Below are 15,712 nucleotides of genomic sequence, written 5' to 3' on the forward strand. Positions count from 1 at the left end.
ATAAAATCATTGAATGTCGATGAAATGGCCGAAGCCCTTCGCTTCGCCAGCGCTGGGATGCCGGGCTGGCGAGGATGGCTCCGGTTCTGAATGTCTGCCGTGTCTGGTGATGCCCGGCATGGTGATGACCCGGCCGCCGCGGCGATATCGGACATGTGGCCGCTGCGACGCTTGCACATATAGGACGAGCCCGCGGGGATGACAGGGAGGGGCCGAAAACATCGTCATTCGACCGCCCACAGCGGTGCATCGGGTATACCTCGCGCTGAAGGCTGTCGCTTCCGCTCAGCCGTTGCCCGGTTCAGCCGGCCGATTCGCCGGAAAAGGCGGCGACTTCGATGTCCGCCTCACGGTATCTCAGGCGCTCGCGCGAGAGTTCCAGCGGCTTGCGGCGTGAGATCCGGTAGACGGAGGCCGGCGGCAGGTTGCGAACCGTGCCGCCGATGCGCACCGCTTTCAGGCCGAGGCGATCGAGGATCGGCCGCGGCACCGGGCAGCGCGGACCATAGGTAAATTGATAGACCGCCCCGCCCGGGCGCATATAGGTGAAGACGCCGGCAAGAATCGAGGCGATCTTGCGCGGCGACATCGACAGAAGCGGCAGGCCGCTGATGACGGCTCCGACCGGTTCGCCCTCGAAAATATCGGCCTGGGCGAGGTGGGCCGCGTCCATCTGCAATATGCGCGCCGCCGGGAACCGCGCCTGCAGCGCATCGATGAATTCCGGGCCGTATTCAATCAGCGTCAGATCCGCCTCGCTGATGCCGCGGGCAAGCAACGCCCGGGTGAAGACGCCCGTGCCCGGGCCGAGCTCGATGATCGGCCCATCGAGCTCGGCAATTTCGCTGGTCATGATCCTGGCAAGTGAATCGCCCGACGGCGCGATGGCGGCCACCCGAAGCGGATTGCTGATCCAGGAGCGGAAAAAATGCAGGAAATCCGAGCATGCAGCCTTTGCGGTCATGACTGTCCCACCTGTCTGAAATTCAATTGATTATGAATGCGACCATCGCGGCCAGCATGGCAATTCCAAGGCAGAGACGTCAATCTCCCTTGTGAGCCGGCATTTCCCACCGGCGTCCGGCATTTTTGCATCTATGGCGGCTCTGACATAGCGAGCGCCGTCATCTGCGGCGAAAAAGGGCGGCCGGGAAGCCGCCCCTCACCGCGGCGGCCTGGTCGCCACCGCCCAAAGCGCCCGGTTAATAGTTGCAGCCGGAGCTGCTCGTCGGGTTGAAGCCGAGCTTGCAATCCATGTTCAGCGGCTTCTTCGGGTTCATCATGTAGGGCGAGGCCATGCCCTTCGGGCTGCCTTCACCAATCGAACCGGTCGTGCTCCTGTCGTGCTGCACGCGGGTCTCATCCTGGACAACCTGCTGCTTGGCCGAGCCCTGCTGCGTCGCGCTCGACTGGAGAGGAGCCGCTTGCGCCGCCACGCAGGAAAGGCCGAGCATCGCACCGAGGGCTGCGGCCGCCAGGCCGCTCTTGAACGTCGTGATCATTGTCATCTCATTGGGAGGATCAGCTGAATTTGCGCCGAGGAGGTAGGAAGCGGATCTGTCACAATCTACCGCAACGCAATAGAGGTCACGAACATGTAAGCGGCGCCCGAAACAGGAAAAAGGCGGCTCGCGCTGCCCCTTTTCATTTGCCGGCTCAATAGCCGTTATCGCAAGGCATGCTGCCGGGACCGATCGATCCTGAAAACGTAGGGTTGCACATCGTCGGAGCCGCTAGTCTGTTCACCGGCTGGCGGATGATGGAGCCGGTGGCGCCGGCCTCGACACCGAAAGCGGCAAGCGGATACCAGTAGCCATCGGAGTGACGGCGGGTGCCGGGGCGCTCCGTTCGGAAGCCGCGATAGCCATGCCAAAGACCAGGATGCGGCTTATACTGCACGCTTTTTACGTAGAAATATCGGGCGGCCGCACCGTTTGAACGGGAGCGGCTTCAGCTTGGCCGATCGGCGCGAGGACGAGAGGCACGCTGAGCGCGACGGCGGAACGGACAAGATTGCACATCTTCATGATAAACCCTCCTTCGTGGATTTATCCCGGGAAAATGCCTGTCCGAAGTGCGCAGTTCCGCGCGCACGCAGTTTCCAAAACTCGTGATTGCAGGCGATCCCGCGTGAGTTTTTCGCGAGAAAACGTGAAAGTCGCGACAGCAAGAATGGCGCGAGGGGCGTTGGCTAAGAATGCGAATTCTCTGTTCTCAATTCGCGTACAAAGCCCTGTAACCCTGGGCGGACAGGCAGGCGACATATTGGCGATGGGCAGCGGCGCGCGCCGTCGTTTCCTCTTCCAGCGCATCGGCCTCGGCATAGCCGGTCAGTTGGGCGCGCAGATGATACTGCTTCTTCGCCTCGTCATACATCGCATTGCCGTCGGTCACGCAGATGCCTTGGGCGACGGCAGGCGGATTGACCGGCACGCCGATGGGCAAAAGCACCGGCGCGTTCGCTTGGTCGACGCAGCCGGCAAGGGCGGCCATCGTCGCGAGAACCGCCAGAGCCCGAAAAATTCCCACCGTCATGCGTTCCTCCGAGATCATCAGGCCTGCGGATACATCAGGAAGGTTGCGCGAAGCTAGGCATGCGGGAAAACCAATGCCGCTTCCGACCGAGGACGGTCATCACACACCATGCCGGGAACCCCACCAAAATCTATATAGCACTTCGGAATCCCGAAATAGGCTGCGGCATTGAAATCATTGCGTTTCCACTCAGCCGAAAAGCTCACGAAGCGCGGCGAATTTCGGAATCCCGAAGCGGGCGGATTTCGGGATCCCGAAGCGAGGTTTTTTTCTTCCGGCCGAGGCGACCGCGTTTTTCGGCAGCGATCTTGCGGTCGGTCTCGGACCATTTCCGACCTCGTTCCGCCGTGCACCGCTTCCACTCGTCGGTCGGCGGCGCACCCTCATGGTCGCCGACAAAGGTGAGCGTGAACAGGTTGGGATGCGCGACCCCGCTTCCCGCCCGACCGCGGCGGACCTTAACCAGCCCCTTATATTCCAGCTCGTCGAGCGCATCGGCCACATATTCACCGGTGACGCCGTAGGAGACGAACTGGGGATGCGTCACGACAAGCCTGCCATTTTGCAACCCGGCATGCGAGACGTGCTCGATGACGATGCGGAAGAAGGCGCGGCAGGCATTCGCACTCAAGGTGGTAAAGGCCGCCGATTCCAGGAGCTGGATCGTCAACCATTGCCACCGCAGGCTGCCGTCATCGCTGGCGCTCGGCGGCGCGGTGTGCTTGCGCACCAGCGCTCGCGTCTTGCCGGAACTGGTGCGGCTCTTGTCACGAGAGTTGAATTCCGCCATCAGCCCCTCGCCTCAGCTCCGAGCACGTCCTTCAGGCGACGAACAGAAGAACTCGTTTTTTCCCGCATGCAGAGGGAAACACTGGGCCAAGCGCCCACAGCGCCAATCGCTACAAAATTCTTTGGCATTCAACATTCCATGGTTGCAACGGAGTGCAATCTAGCGTAAGAACGTTTCGAGAACTAGGAAAATAATCTTAGGATTTGGATTAGACCTGATCCCCGTCACGGTGACAGGCAATTACTGGGCGTGGAGGACAGGATGCGAATGATCTGCATGGGGGAAAAGAGCATGGTGGGTTATAGCAAGCGATTGCTGGCATTGATTTCGCTCTCGCTGGGAAGCGCCGTCCAGGCTTTTCCCTGCGATCAACCAATCACGATATCGAATTGGTCGTTCTGTGCGACCGGCAATGTGAGCGCTGAAGGCGGCGCCGCTGATTGGAAAGTCGTTCCTGTATGGACTCGCGAGAAAGCCATAAGCGCGTATTTCGGAAACGATCCGCGGCTTCTGGCAAACCACGGGCTTTGCAATGCCAAATTCCATCGCGTCGTCCTCTGCCAGCCCGGATGGCAAACGGGCAACCCGGATGAGTGCTCATATCTGGTTTGCAGCGGCTTTTACTCCGCCGTGTTCGGGAAGGAAGAAAGGGAAGCCTATGAGAGAGAGCATCCGAACGCTCAATAGCTTTTGCCTTGCTGCCTTGCGGCAAAGACGGCAGCGGCCGACGAGAAGCGGCGGCCGGAAATAAATATGCCGGCGTTTCAGTAGCTCACTGCTCCAGAAAACGTCTCCTTCAGATGGCATCTCGACACGCCGGAACAATTGCCTTAGGCGAGCAGGTGGCTGAGAAGACGCAGCGGAGATCCTGCATTATGCAAACCCTATGGAAGAAGCCGGTGACGCTGGCCCTTGAAGGCCCGGATCAGTGGGTGGTCATCCAGACGACCCAAGCCGCCACATGGGCGCTGATCGAAGACTGGCCGACAGAAGAGGGCCCTGCGCTCGACAGAGCGTGTGCGGTTTGCGCCGATGTCATATCTGGGAAACGGAACCGGGAAGAGGCGCGGCAGGCGTTCATCGAAGCTGCGATCGAAGCCGGGATCCCTATCAAGGAATGAGGCGACGCGCCCCGGTCTAGTATCCCGCGGCCAACCCTTCCCGCCGCGTCGGCGCATTCCCGTAAAAGCCGCCGAAGCGCCCGCGCGACAGATGGTCAATATCCATTAGCTGCAGCGCGCCGATGAACTGCGACGGGATCAGGCCAGCAGAGCAATTCCTCGGCTTGGCCGAGTCGTGAAAAGCTCGCGGGTGCGATAGGCTGGAAATGATTTAGGCCTGCCTGAGGCGGGCCTTTGATATTCGGAACCGATTTTCCAAAACAGGAGGTATCAAATGAAGTGAAAGAATGGCGCACCCGAAGAGATTCGAACTCCTGACCCCCAGATTCGTAGTCTGGTGCTCTATCCAGCTGAGCTACGGGTGCGTGGCAGAAGCGGCGGCGCCGCTTGCGTGGGCGATCCTCTAAAGGGTCCTTTCGGACATTGCAAGAGCATTTCTGAAAAAATCGCTCTTTGTCTGCAACGGCCACGCTCCGGCGAAATGCCGTCACTTCTCACCCTGGGTCCGATTGCGGTAATCATCCAGTGAAACCGGGCGATCGGGGATCTCGATGCGGAACTGGGTGCCGACCGTCGGCTTTTCCACCAGCGCGATCGTGCCGCCATGGGCGAGCACCAATTCGCGGGCGATGGTCAGGCCGAGGCCGGTGCCGCCGGAACGGGCCGAGCCGCGAAAAGCGGCAAACAGGTTCTGGCGCGCCTTCAGCGGCATGCCGGGGCCGGTATCGTCCACCGTGATGCTGACGACGCTGCCGACACGCTGGGCGGAAACGGTGATGCGCCTGATGGCGCCGGGGCCGCCCTCGCCCGGCGAAGTCAGCGCCTGCAGGGCGTTGCGGCAGAGATTGTGAATGACCCGGAACAGTTGCTCGCCGTCGGCATCGACCTCGAGATCGGCAGCGAACTGTTCGACAAACTCGATGCCGCTTTGCGGATCGATCGCCAGCATATCCTTGACGTCCTGTGTCAGTCCCAGCAGCCGAACATGGCGGCGGCGCGGCGCCGATTCGCTCGCCTTGCCGTAGGACAGCACCTCCGTCGTATAACCGACCGCGCGGTCGATGGTGCGCAGCAGCTTGGGCGCGAAGCTCTTGACCATCGGATCATCGACATCGACGAGCCGGTCCGACATCAGCTGCGCGGAAGCCAGAATATTGCGCATATCGTGATTGATCTTTGAAACGGCGAGGCCAAGAGCGGCAAGGTTCTTCTGCTGCTTCAGCGTCTTCTGCAGCTCCATCTGCATCGAGGTGAGATTGCGGCCGGCCACCGCCAGCTCGTCCCGGCCGCCGTCGCCGATATAGATATGGGCCGGATTCTCGGGATCGGAGGAGAATTGCTGCATGCTGCCGGTCAGCCGGCGAATCGGGCCGATCAGAATGCGGTTGATCGCAAAGAAGATCAGCGTCGCGGTGAAAAGCGAGATCAGCACCGACAGCAGCAGCACGTTGCGAGAATAGGCGAACATCGCCGTGCGCAGCGGCCGATCCTTCATGACAACCTCGACGCCGATCTTGTTTTCACCAACCGGGCCATAGACGCGGATCATCCTGCTGCCGCCGAAAACCAGGGTGTCGAGCGCGTCGCGGATCGCCGTCAGCGGCGGCACGTCGGTGAGGTCGTAGGATTCGTCGACGGAGGTCGGCATGTCAGTCGTTGCCAGCAGCCGCGAAGTGCCTTCCTTGCGCAGTACGATCGCCTTGGTGCCGGTCGCCTCCAGCGTTTCCTTCTGCAGAGCGCGCGGCAGCTCGATCGGCTGCAGCCCATCGATGACGATGGCGGCGGCGGCGGCCGTGTTCAGCCTGTCCTGCAGCCAGCGCATCCGCATGCTGGCGACCGAAGGGAAGAAGATCAGGATCTCGGCGAGCATGATGAAGACGACGGTGAGCCAGAGCAGCTTGCCCGAAAGCCCGCCGAAGAAGCCGGACGGGCACCGCCCCTTGGCAGCCTCGGTGGCTGCTGGGGGTTCTGCCGAAGGATTGTCGCCCTGGTTTCGCACCGGCATTCTTGTCTCGCCCGATCGGCAGCGCTTTGGCCACCCTTACCGTTGGAGCTTTATATTAGACCAATAGGTTCCGCTTTCAAATCTTTGCGAGCAGCGTCACGTCGCCACAAAGAAATGCTGCCGGAGGCGGCGTCGTGATTCGTTATGTTGGTGCAATTGCTCTCTGGTTGGTGCGACGGGCGGCCCCTCATCCGCCTGCCGGCACCTTCTCCCCGTAAACGGGGCGAAGGGACATGCCGCGCCGGCCTCCTCCATCTCAACGTCGCACCTGTTGGAAAAGTCTCAGAACTCTTCCCAGCTCTGCTCGGCTGCAGCCGCACTGCCGCCGAAGGCGCGGGCGACTTTGGCGATCGCGCGGCGGGCGGGTGAGGCGACCGGCTGCCTGTGCGGCTCGTTGCGCACAAGCGCCACGGGCGCCACCGCATCCGAAAGCTTGAAGCGGGCAATGAGGTGCACCAGCCCGTTGGCTTCGGCTGAAAGCCGGTGCGTGGCGGCAGAGGTTTCTTCCACCATTGCAGCATTCTGCTGGGTCACCTGATCCATCTGGTTGACGGCGGTATTGACCTCCTTGAGACCGGTCGACTGTTCGACCGCGGCCGTGGCGATCGAATGGATATGGTCGTTGATGGCGATGACGCGGGCGCCGATTTCCGACAGTGCCTCACCGGTCGCCTGGACGAGTTTGACGCCGACCTGCACCTCATCACCCGATTTGGTGATCAGTGCCTTGATGTCCTTGGCAGCGGTCGCCGAACGCTGGGCGAGTTCACGCACTTCCTGCGCGACCACCGCGAAGCCCTTGCCGGCCTCGCCGGCGCGGGCGGCCTCGACCCCGGCGTTCAGCGCCAGGAGGTTGGTCTGGAAGGCGATCTCATCGATAACGTTGATAATCTGGCTGATTTCGCGCGAGGCCTGCTCGATGCGGCCCATGGCCTCGACGGCGTTGCGGACGACGACGCCGGAGCGGCCGGCATTTTCTTTGGCTTCTGAGACCATGACGGTCGCTTCATGCGCCCGCTCGGTGGAGTTCTGGACGACGGCTGTGATCTCGTCGAGCGCCGCGGAGGTCTGTTCGAGGGCCGCCGCCTGCTGCTCAGTGCGCTTCGACAGGTCGTCGCTGGCATTGCGCAGCTCGGATGTGTTGCCGTTCATCGCTTCGGTCGTCTCGCGCACTTCGCGCATCGTCGCCTGCAGCGTTACGAAGCTGTTGTTGACGTTCTGCTGCAGCTCGGCGAATGCTCCCTGGAAATTGCCGTTCATCGTCTGGGTCAGATCGCCTTCGGCAAGGCTTGCGATGACGCGGCGGGTCTCGCCGATCCCGGCATCGACGCTCGACAGCAGCGTGTTGATATTGCCGGCGAACCGGTTGAGGTTCTCGTCCTGATAGTCCTTGTCGATGCGATGGCTGAAATCGCCGGCCGCAGCCGCGGCCACGACGACCGACATGCTCGACTGCAGATCGTCGCTCTTGGCGCGCATCGCCGCCTCCTGAGCGTTCAGGCGCTTGACGGCAAGGCCGTTCTCCTTGAAGACCGCGACAGCGGCGGCCATCTCGCCGATTTCGTCCTTGCGGCCGGCAAAGGGAACCTCGGCGTCGAAGTTGCCGTTGGCGACCTCCTTGATCGCGTGGGTGACACGCTTGATCGGGCGGCTCAGATGGCTGGTGCCGATATAAAAGCCCATGCCGATGCCGACCGCGATGCCGATGCCGGTAATGCTGAGCACGAGCATCAGGACCCAGGAGCGGAAACTTTCGATATCGGCGTTGACGGCGTCGAGAGCTGCCTTGTCGGTAGCGACGACCGCGTCGATTTCAGCCTGGAAGGCCTTGCGATTGGCGCGATTGGCCTCGTTGTTGCCCTGCTGGCTGGCGGCCTCGGGCCCGACTTCGGTGCCGAGGCGGGCCGTTTCCGTGCGGAAGGTGCGGAATTCGGCGGCGCGAGAGACGAGCTTGGCGAAGTTGGCCTTCTCGCCTTCGGGAACGAGCGGCGCCCAGCCGGCGATGACCTTGTCGATCTCATCGAGAGCGGCCGTGATGCCCTTGGCGAAGTTCGGCGTATCCTTGATCGTCTTCGCCGCATAGATGCCGCGCGACTCCATGACGACAGCGGTGACGAAACGGTTGAGGCGCTCGCCGGCATAGGCGCGGGCGGCGGCCTGCTCGTAAGCAGTGAGGTTGCGGCTGTATTCGCGCATGGCGGACAATGCCGTTGCGCCGATCAGAAGGGCGACGGCGCCCATTACGCAAACCAGCAGATTAATCTTGCCGCGGATCTTCAATGCAATGCCTCCTAGCTCCCATCACTGCCTGGAAAGCCAGTTCCCGGCTGATGGTGCGAATATCCGCGAAATTCCTTAAAGTTACATTTCTAATGTTTACGATTATGGCCCCTGAATATTAGCCATGCCGGCGTCCGCCCCGGGCGCAAGTCGCTGAAAAGCATAACTTTCCGTCGCGGCGGCGATCAAGCACAACCTTCTGGAGCAGAGAAAACTTATTAACACTTACATGCGAAAACCACGCGCAGGCCAGCATTAGCGGTGAAATGATCTGTTATAATTGACTTTGGCAGGCTTCATCCGTATAAGCCGCCGCACGTCCGGTCACCTAGGCCTTCATGGCTCGCCCGTTCGAAAAACAACGCTCCTTGCATCATGCAAATTCAAGAAGGGCCGCACTCCGCGGTGTTTAAATAAATGAAGCGTACTTACCAACCATCCAAGCTTGTTCGCAAGCGTCGCCACGGCTTCCGTGCGCGCATGTCCACGAAGGGTGGCCGCAAGGTCATCGCTGCCCGCCGCGCGCAGGGCCGCAAGCGTCTCTCGGCCTAAGGCCGGGTTGCCCGATAAGAGATGGCGGGCGAATTGACGACCAGTGAGAAGAAACACGCTGTCGGGCGGCTGAAGAGCCGCCCGCAGTTTCTTGCCGTGCGCGAGGGCGAAAAACGCCGGGGAGGACTCTTCCTTCTCGAAGTGCTCGACCGGAAGGAACCCGACAGCCAGGCGCGTGTCGGTTTTACAGTCACCAAAAAACATGGCAATGCCGTAGAGCGAAACCGCATGCGCCGCCGCCTGAAAGAGGCGGTGCGGCTTCATGCGGGGTTTGCAATGAAGCCCGGACACGACTATGTGGTTGTCGCGCGCAGGGACGTGCTCAACGCGTCCTTCCAGGAATTGGCCGCGGAATTGAAATCCCGCGTGGAAACCAGGCCGAAACACCGGCGCCCCGGAGACGGACGCCCCAGGAACCTATGATGGAAAACAACCGCAATTATTTCATTGCGATCGCTCTCTCGGTGCTGATCGTCCTCGGCTGGCAGTTTCTCTATATGAATCCCCGCATCGAGGCCCAGCGCAAGGCGCAGGAAGCGCAGAAGGCGCAGCAGCAGACCGAGCAGACGCAGCAGCCTGCTGCTGCCGGCGGCGCACCGGCGCAGACGACCGGCGCGGCTCCGTCCGGCCAGGCGGCCGCGACGGCGACGCGCGAGCAGGCGCTCGAAAAGACCCCGCGCATCGCCATCGACACCCCTGCCCTTTCCGGCTCGATCAACCTTGCCGGCGCCCGGCTCGACGATCTGAAGCTCAAGGGCTATCACGAGACCGTCGACGACTCGAGCCCGACCATCACGCTGTTCAGCCCGGCCGAAACCAAGGATGGTTACTTCACTGAGCTCGGCTATATCGGCAGCGACGCAACGGGTGCGGTCCCCGGTCCCTCGACGCTGTGGACGGCGCCGGAGGGCGCCAAGCTCACCGAGAAGACACCGGTGACGCTCTCCTATACCAATGACAAGGGCCTGACCTTCACTCGCACGATTTCCGTCGACGACCGCTACATGTTCACCGTCGCCGACAAGGTTCAGAATTCGAGCCAGGCTCCTGCCTCGCTTTCCTCCTACGGACGCGTGACGCGTTACAACAAGCCGACGACCCCCTCCGTCTACGTGCTGCACGAAGGGTTTATCGGCGTCATCGGCGACGACGGCCTGATCGAAAGCAAATATAGCGCGGTGGAGAAGGAAGCCGTGGCCCCGGCGAAATCCACCGGCGGCTGGCTCGGCATTACCGACAAATACTGGGCGGCGACGATCGTACCGCCGCAGACGTCAGCCTATGAGGCACACTTCTCGTATTTTTCCGACGGTCAGCCGCGCTATCAGGCAGACTATAAGGACGATGCCTTCACCGTTGCGCCGGGCCAGTCGGTTGAGCTCAAGAACCTCGTCTTTGCCGGCGCCAAGGAAGTGCCCGTCATCGACGGCTACGAGGCCTCCTATTCGATCCCGAAGTTCGACCGGCTGATCGACTGGGGCTGGTTCTATTTCATCACCAAGCCGATGTTCAAGCTGATGGACTTCTTCTATCGCTTCTTCGGCAATTTCGGCGTGGCGATCCTCTGCACGACGATCGTCGTCAAGGCGCTGTTCTTTCCGCTCGCCAGCAAGCAGTACGCCTCCATGGCGAACATGAAGCGCATGCAGCCGAAGATGGAGGAGCTGAAGGCGAAATTCGGCGACGACCGCATGGCGCTGCAGCAGGCGACGATGCAGCTCTACAAGGACGAGAAGATCAACCCGATCGCCGGCTGCTGGCCGGTGGCGCTGCAGATCCCGATCTTCTTCTCGCTCTACAAGGTGATCTACATCACCATCGAGATGCGGCACGCGCCGTTCTTCGGCTGGATCAAGGACCTTTCGGCGCCCGATCCGACGACGATCGTCAACCTGTTCGGCCTGCTGCCCTTTGAAGCGCCGACCTTCCTGCATCTCGGCGTCTGGCCGCTGATCATGGGCGTCACCATGTTCCTGCAGATGCGCATGAACCCGACGCCACCCGATCCGACGCAGGCGATGATCTTCAACTGGATGCCGCTGGTGTTCATGTTCATGCTGGCAAGCTTCCCGGCCGGCCTCGTCATCTACTGGGCCTGGAACAACACGCTCTCGGTGATCCAGCAGTCGGTGATCATGAAGCGCCACGGCGTCAAGGTCGAACTCTTCGACAATCTGAAGGGCCTGTTCCGACGAAAGACGGCACCGTCGAAATGATGCTTTCAAGCCCCGCTTCGGCGGGGCTTTTCATTTCCGGCCAGCTTGTGAAGCAAGACGCTGGCCGCCTGAAAGCTTGACATCCGCCGCCAAAACCACGAAGCCGACAGAAGACTGAACCCGGAGATTGCCGAGCCCGCATGCCCGAAAACGAAAAGCCACTCTTCGGCCACCCATGGATTTTTATCCGCGGCGTCCCGTCGCTCAACTTCCTGCCGCCGGAAGGACCGCCGGAAGTGGCCTTCGCCGGGCGTTCGAACGTCGGAAAATCGTCCCTCATCAATGCGCTGGTCGGTCAGAAAGGTCTGGCGCGCACCTCGAACACACCGGGGCGCACGCAGGAACTCAACTACTTTGTACCGGACGGATATTCCGGCGAAGCGGGCGACCTGCCGCCGACGGCGATCGTCGACATGCCGGGTTATGGCTATGCGCAGGCGCCGAAGGAACAGGTCGACAAGTGGACGAAGCTCGTCTTCGATTACCTGCGCGGCCGCGCGACGCTGAAGCGCGTCTACGTGCTGATCGACAGCCGCCATGGCATCAAGAAGAACGACGAGGAGGTTCTGACCCTGCTCGACAAGGCGGCCGTCTCGTACCAGGTGGTGCTGACCAAGACCGACAAGATCAAGGCGCCGGCCGTGCCGAAGCTTCTGGCCGACACGGCGGAAAAGATCCGCAAGCGCCCGGCCGCCTATCCCTACGTGCTGTCCACCTCGTCCGAAAAAGGCGACGGGCTCGATGACCTGCGCCAGGCGATCGCCGAAACCGTCGGCATTGCAGGTTGGAAATAAAAGCGGCGCTGCGCAGAGCCCCCGATGCCTCTGCCATACGGATAGTTTTACATCGTCGGCAACAGCACCTTATCGACGACGTGGACGACGCCCTCGTCCTTGCCCTTCCTTGTCCTTGATTATCTTGGCGACGGTCCTGGCCATCGCATCGCGCGAGGCATCGTTATGGCCGGTGCACCTTGCCGCTCGCAATGACCGGACCGGTCACCTGTCCGCTCGGGGAGCCGCCGAAAGGCTCTAGGCTGACGGCAAGGGTTGCGCCATCGGCGACATTATTGCGCAGATCGGCGGGAATGACGAGTTCGCCGCTTTCGCCGGGCTGGAAGATGCCGAGCGATTTCGGCGCGCCGCTGCCCGGCACCAGCCAGAGTTCGAGCGATTTCTCCTCCGGCTTGCCGGCGGCGACAGGCACGATCTTCAGCCGGCCGCTCTGGATCTCATAGGAGGCGCGGAGATTGATCGCGTTGTTTTGGCCCGAAAGTTCGGCTGCCAGCGGTGCCGGCCCCTGCGGCTGCGGCACAAGGCCGGAGGCGAAGATGACGGCACTGACGGCAACGACGATGCAGGCGAACGCCAATGAGCGCCAGAAGATCGCCGAATTCCACAGCCCCTGCGAAAAGGATGCGGGTTTTCCGGCCTCGCCGAACAGCCGGGACTCGATCTGCTTGAAGGTTTCCCGGCTCGGCGCGACGCCGTCATATTCGTCGTTGAAGGCGGAAAGGTTGGTTTCCCAACGGCTGACGATCGCCGCAAATATCCGATCGCGGCGCATGCGCTCTTCCACCACCCGGCGATCCTGCTGCGATAGGACGCCCAAGACATATTCACCGGCGAGGACCTCGTCGCGGGAGCGGTTTCCCTTGCTTTTGTCGGGCGATGTCATCGTTCCATGCACTCTCTCAGTTTCAAGAGGCTGCGCCTGAGCCAGGTCCGCATCGTGTTCAGCGGAACGCCGAAGTGATCCGCCAGTTCCTGATAGCTCCAGCCCTTCGACATAAGCCCGTTTCATGGCGACCGCACGATCAGCTTCCAACTCTTCCATGCAGGTGTCAATCCGCCTTCCTCCATCCTTCGTCACCGTCTGTCTTTCCGGGTCGGGTTCGGAAGCGGCAAGGTCGTAAACGCTCTCGAGTTCGTCGGTGACGGGCTTGCGCGCACGCCGCAGATCGATCGACCGGTTGCGGGCAATTGCGGCCAGCCACGCCGAGGACGATCGCGGCTGCCTGGAAGCTTCGAGCGCGTTGCCAGATGCTGATATAGACTTCCTGCAGGCATCCTCGGCCTCCGTGCGGTCCTTCAAGATGCGCAGGCAGATTGCGAAAAGTTTCGGTGCAGTCTGGTTGTGGAGGGCAGCGAATGCCAGGCGATCGAGCGCGACGCGGCCGATCAGGTCCTCGATCTCATCGCCTTGCATGAGTTCCCCATATCGTGCCTCGCTCAGCCGGCGGGTCCAACTCCTTTGGCTCCGTGCCACATACGAAAAACTATTGCGGTCTGGATTATTCCCTCTGTCAGAAACTTGCGATAAAAGGCCCGCGATCAACTCCTGCGGGGTCCCCATGAACGAGTCCGAAAGCGAAATCCAGGCACGTCTTCTCGCCCAGGCGCTGCCTTTCATGCAGCGTTATGAAAACAAGACGATCGTGGTGAAGTACGGCGGCCATGCGATGGGCAATCCCGAGCTCGGCAAAGCCTTTGCCAGCGATATCGCGCTTCTGAAGCAGTCGGGCGTCAACCCGATCGTCGTCCACGGCGGCGGCCCGCAGATCGGCGCGATGCTGACCAAGATGGGCATCGAATCGAAATTCGAAGGCGGGCTTCGCGTCACCGACCAGAAGACGGTCGAGATCGTCGAGATGGTGCTCGCCGGCTCGATCAACAAGGAGATCGTCGCTCTGATCAATCAGACCGGCGAATGGGCGATCGGCCTTTGCGGCAAGGACGGCAACATGGTGTTCGCCGAAAAGGCGCGCAAGACCATCAAGGACCCGGATTCCAACATCGAGCGGGTGCTCGATCTCGGCTTCGTCGGCGAAGTGGTCGAAGTCGACCGCACGCTGCTCGATCTGCTCGCCCGCTCCGAGATGATCCCGGTCATCGCGCCGGTGGCGCCGGGCCGTGACGGCGCGACCTACAATATCAACGCCGACACTTTCGCCGGCGCCATAGCCGGCGCGCTCAACGCCACCCGCCTGCTGTTTTTGACCGACGTCCCCGGCGTGCTCGACAAGAAGGGTCAGCTCATCAAGGAACTTTCCGTCGCCGAAGCGCATGCGCTGATCGCCGACGGCACGATCTCGGGCGGCATGATCCCCAAGGTCGAGACTTGCATCGATGCGATCAAGGCCGGCGTGCAGGGCGTCGTCATCCTGAACGGCAAGACCGCCCACTCCGTCCTGCTCGAGATCTTCACCGAGCACGGCATCGGAACGCTGATCGTGCCCTAATCGAACAGGGCGCCTGCAGGCGCCCCTTTCTCATGCTTCGGCAAAATCCGTCGAAAGCGTGAGGTTTTCCCAGGCGTCGATTTCCGCGCTCAAGCTTTTCAGCTTGTCGCGGATGAGCGAAAGGGCATCGGCTCCAAGCACCAAATGGACAGGTGGTTTTTCTGCCTCGACCAGCGCCATCACGGCTGCGGCTGCCTTACGAGGATCGCCCGGCTGTTTGCCGTTCTTTTCCTCACGTGTCCTGCGGATCGGATCGAATAGCGCATCGTAATCGGCAATGTTCCTGCCGCTGCGCACCATGGAGCGGCCCGCCCAATCGGTTCGGAACGAGCCAGGAGCCACCGCTGTAACCGAGATGCCGAAGTCTTTCATTTCTTTTGCAAGAACCTCGCTCACGCCTTCCAGCGCAAATTTGCTGCCGCAATAATATGCGATGCCCGGCATGGTGATGAAACCGCCCATGGAGGTGATGTTGATGATATGGCCTGCCCGTCGCCGGCGCATAAACGGCAGGACGGCCTTCATCATTCCGACAGCCCCGAAGACATTGACTTCGAATTGCCGGCGCATTTCTTCGATCGGCGATTCCTCCAGTGTTCCCTCATGTCCGTAGCCGGCATTGTTGACGAGAACGTCCACGGGACCGACTGATTTCTCGATATTCGCAACAACCGGTTCAATCGCCCCGACATCGGCGACGTCGAGCTGAACGGCGATGGCGCGACCGGGCGCCAGATTCTCAAACCGGATTGCGGCTTCGTCGTTGCGCACCGTGCCAACGACTCTGTACCCCTTTGCGAGTGCGGCTTCCGCGAAGGCTCGGCCAAGGCCCGAGCTGACACCGGTAATCAGCAACTGCTTTCCAATTGCACGCATGTTGAACTCCTGAATCGCTATAATCGCGCACCGGCAGGGCGAGTGCGCTGCGGTTATGTGGACAGGCGAAAGGAGTATTTCCAATATATTGCACAG

Annotated in this window: 15 protein-coding genes, 1 tRNA gene and 2 pseudogenes; 7 read left to right on the forward strand and 11 right to left on the reverse strand. The window is 61.3% G+C overall.

The window, feature by feature from the left end:
• Positions 1 to 301 precede the first annotated feature (301 nt).
• The 5 genes and pseudogenes from PH551_RS03380 to PH551_RS03400 all read right to left on the reverse strand — a co-directional run bounded on the left by PH551_RS03380 (position 302) and on the right by PH551_RS03400 (position 3,325).
• Complete coding sequence (locus tag PH551_RS03380; RefSeq protein ID WP_285191859.1) at positions 302 to 964, reverse strand: class I SAM-dependent methyltransferase; 663 nt, start codon at positions 962 to 964, stop codon at positions 302 to 304.
• 238 nt (positions 965 to 1,202) lie between these two features.
• Positions 1,203 to 1,502 (reverse strand): hypothetical protein, encoded by a 300-nt coding sequence (locus PH551_RS03385; RefSeq protein ID WP_285191860.1) that lies wholly within the window; start codon positions 1,500 to 1,502, stop codon positions 1,203 to 1,205.
• Positions 1,503 to 1,656: 154 nt separating this feature from the next.
• Positions 1,657 to 2,027, reverse strand: a pseudogene (locus tag PH551_RS03390) (cell surface protein).
• Positions 2,028 to 2,214: 187 nt separating this feature from the next.
• Positions 2,215 to 2,535, reverse strand: a complete 321-nt coding sequence (locus PH551_RS03395) for a hypothetical protein (protein WP_285191861.1) — start codon at positions 2,533 to 2,535, stop codon at positions 2,215 to 2,217.
• A gap of 202 nt (positions 2,536 to 2,737) precedes the next feature.
• Positions 2,738 to 3,325 carry a hypothetical protein gene (locus PH551_RS03400; RefSeq protein WP_085776772.1) on the reverse strand — a complete coding sequence of 196 codons (588 nt, stop codon included), beginning with the start codon at positions 3,323 to 3,325 and terminating at the stop codon, positions 2,738 to 2,740.
• A gap of 261 nt (positions 3,326 to 3,586) precedes the next feature.
• On the opposite strand from PH551_RS03400, the gene PH551_RS03405 reads away from it, so the two are divergent.
• Positions 3,587 to 4,012, forward strand: a complete 426-nt coding sequence (locus PH551_RS03405) for a hypothetical protein (protein WP_285191862.1) — start codon at positions 3,587 to 3,589, stop codon at positions 4,010 to 4,012.
• Between the two features lie 188 nt (positions 4,013 to 4,200).
• On the forward strand, positions 4,201 to 4,446 hold the full coding sequence (locus PH551_RS03410) for a DUF982 domain-containing protein (RefSeq protein WP_285191863.1): 246 nt from the start codon (positions 4,201 to 4,203) through the stop codon (positions 4,444 to 4,446).
• A gap of 288 nt (positions 4,447 to 4,734) precedes the next feature.
• Here PH551_RS03410 and PH551_RS03415 read toward each other — a convergent pair.
• From PH551_RS03415 to PH551_RS03425, 3 genes are all read right to left on the reverse strand, one after another.
• A tRNA-Arg gene (locus PH551_RS03415) sits at positions 4,735 to 4,811 on the reverse strand.
• A gap of 122 nt (positions 4,812 to 4,933) precedes the next feature.
• Positions 4,934 to 6,451: an ATP-binding protein gene (locus tag PH551_RS03420; RefSeq protein ID WP_097599409.1), complete on the reverse strand. Its 1,518-nt coding sequence runs from the start codon at positions 6,449 to 6,451 to the stop codon at positions 4,934 to 4,936.
• Between the two features lie 282 nt (positions 6,452 to 6,733).
• Positions 6,734 to 8,731 carry a methyl-accepting chemotaxis protein gene (locus PH551_RS03425; protein WP_285191864.1) on the reverse strand — a complete coding sequence of 666 codons (1,998 nt, stop codon included), beginning with the start codon at positions 8,729 to 8,731 and terminating at the stop codon, positions 6,734 to 6,736.
• A 417-nt stretch (positions 8,732 to 9,148) separates the two neighbouring features.
• Between PH551_RS03425 and rpmH the strand changes: the two genes are divergently transcribed.
• From rpmH to yihA, 4 genes are all read left to right on the forward strand, one after another.
• Positions 9,149 to 9,283 (forward strand): 50S ribosomal protein L34, encoded by a 135-nt coding sequence (gene rpmH, locus PH551_RS03430; RefSeq protein ID WP_008524438.1) that lies wholly within the window; start codon positions 9,149 to 9,151, stop codon positions 9,281 to 9,283.
• A gap of 21 nt (positions 9,284 to 9,304) precedes the next feature.
• On the forward strand, positions 9,305 to 9,706 hold the full coding sequence (gene rnpA, locus PH551_RS03435) for a ribonuclease P protein component (RefSeq protein ID WP_285191866.1): 402 nt from the start codon (positions 9,305 to 9,307) through the stop codon (positions 9,704 to 9,706).
• The gene (gene yidC, locus PH551_RS03440) at positions 9,706 to 11,499 is read left to right on the forward strand and encodes a membrane protein insertase YidC (RefSeq protein WP_285191867.1); all 1,794 of its coding nucleotides are present in this window, start codon (positions 9,706 to 9,708) and stop codon (positions 11,497 to 11,499) included. The genes rnpA and yidC overlap by 1 nt, the downstream gene beginning before the upstream one ends.
• Positions 11,500 to 11,639: 140 nt before the next feature.
• On the forward strand, positions 11,640 to 12,293 hold the full coding sequence (gene yihA / locus PH551_RS03445) for a ribosome biogenesis GTP-binding protein YihA/YsxC (protein ID WP_183700472.1): 654 nt from the start codon (positions 11,640 to 11,642) through the stop codon (positions 12,291 to 12,293).
• 163 nt (positions 12,294 to 12,456) lie between these two features.
• Here yihA and PH551_RS03450 read toward each other — a convergent pair whose 3' ends face one another.
• Positions 12,457 to 13,176, reverse strand: coding sequence for an anti-sigma factor (locus tag PH551_RS03450; protein ID WP_285192125.1), 720 nt, complete (start codon positions 13,174 to 13,176; stop codon positions 12,457 to 12,459).
• Between the two features lie 324 nt (positions 13,177 to 13,500).
• Positions 13,501 to 13,911: pseudogene (locus tag PH551_RS32870) on the reverse strand (hypothetical protein); the annotation flags it as partial.
• Here PH551_RS32870 and argB point away from each other — a divergent pair.
• A complete protein-coding gene (argB, locus tag PH551_RS03465; protein ID WP_011423809.1) occupies positions 13,853 to 14,740 on the forward strand; it encodes an acetylglutamate kinase in 888 nt (295 codons plus the stop codon). The pseudogene PH551_RS32870 and the gene argB sit on opposite strands and share 59 nt — an antisense overlap.
• Before the next feature lie 30 nt (positions 14,741 to 14,770).
• Here the strand turns inward: argB and PH551_RS03470 are convergent, their stop codons facing one another.
• Positions 14,771 to 15,616: an oxidoreductase gene (locus tag PH551_RS03470; RefSeq protein ID WP_285191868.1), complete on the reverse strand. Its 846-nt coding sequence runs from the start codon at positions 15,614 to 15,616 to the stop codon at positions 14,771 to 14,773.
• Positions 15,617 to 15,712 lie beyond the last annotated feature (96 nt).

The organism is Rhizobium atlanticum (assembly GCF_030182485.1).
In the GTDB taxonomy this organism is placed as follows: domain Bacteria; phylum Pseudomonadota; class Alphaproteobacteria; order Rhizobiales; family Rhizobiaceae; genus Rhizobium.

What these genes read in the sequence shown, in the direction of transcription:
- PH551_RS03380 (WP_285191859.1), bottom strand. Translation starts at nt 964, where the DNA reads ATGACCGCAAAGGCTGCATGCTCGGATTTCCTGCATTTTTTCCGCTCC.
- PH551_RS03385 (WP_285191860.1), bottom strand. Translation starts at nt 1,502, where the DNA reads ATGATCACGACGTTCAAGAGCGGCCTGGCGGCCGCAGCCCTCGGTGCG.
- PH551_RS03395 (WP_285191861.1), bottom strand. Translation starts at nt 2,535, where the DNA reads ATGACGGTGGGAATTTTTCGGGCTCTGGCGGTTCTCGCGACGATGGCC.
- PH551_RS03400 (WP_085776772.1), bottom strand. Translation starts at nt 3,325, where the DNA reads ATGGCGGAATTCAACTCTCGTGACAAGAGCCGCACCAGTTCCGGCAAG.
- PH551_RS03405 (WP_285191862.1), top strand. Translation starts at nt 3,587, where the DNA reads ATGCGAATGATCTGCATGGGGGAAAAGAGCATGGTGGGTTATAGCAAG.
- PH551_RS03410 (WP_285191863.1), top strand. Translation starts at nt 4,201, where the DNA reads ATGCAAACCCTATGGAAGAAGCCGGTGACGCTGGCCCTTGAAGGCCCG.
- PH551_RS03420 (WP_097599409.1), bottom strand. Translation starts at nt 6,451, where the DNA reads ATGCCGGTGCGAAACCAGGGCGACAATCCTTCGGCAGAACCCCCAGCA.
- rpmH (WP_008524438.1), top strand. Translation starts at nt 9,149, where the DNA reads ATGAAGCGTACTTACCAACCATCCAAGCTTGTTCGCAAGCGTCGCCAC.
- rnpA (WP_285191866.1), top strand. Translation starts at nt 9,305, where the DNA reads ATGGCGGGCGAATTGACGACCAGTGAGAAGAAACACGCTGTCGGGCGG.
- yidC (WP_285191867.1), top strand. Translation starts at nt 9,706, where the DNA reads ATGGAAAACAACCGCAATTATTTCATTGCGATCGCTCTCTCGGTGCTG.
- yihA (WP_183700472.1), top strand. Translation starts at nt 11,640, where the DNA reads ATGCCCGAAAACGAAAAGCCACTCTTCGGCCACCCATGGATTTTTATC.
- PH551_RS03450 (WP_285192125.1), bottom strand. Translation starts at nt 13,176, where the DNA reads ATGACATCGCCCGACAAAAGCAAGGGAAACCGCTCCCGCGACGAGGTC.
- argB (WP_011423809.1), top strand. Translation starts at nt 13,853, where the DNA reads ATGAACGAGTCCGAAAGCGAAATCCAGGCACGTCTTCTCGCCCAGGCG.
- PH551_RS03470 (WP_285191868.1), bottom strand. Translation starts at nt 15,616, where the DNA reads ATGCGTGCAATTGGAAAGCAGTTGCTGATTACCGGTGTCAGCTCGGGC.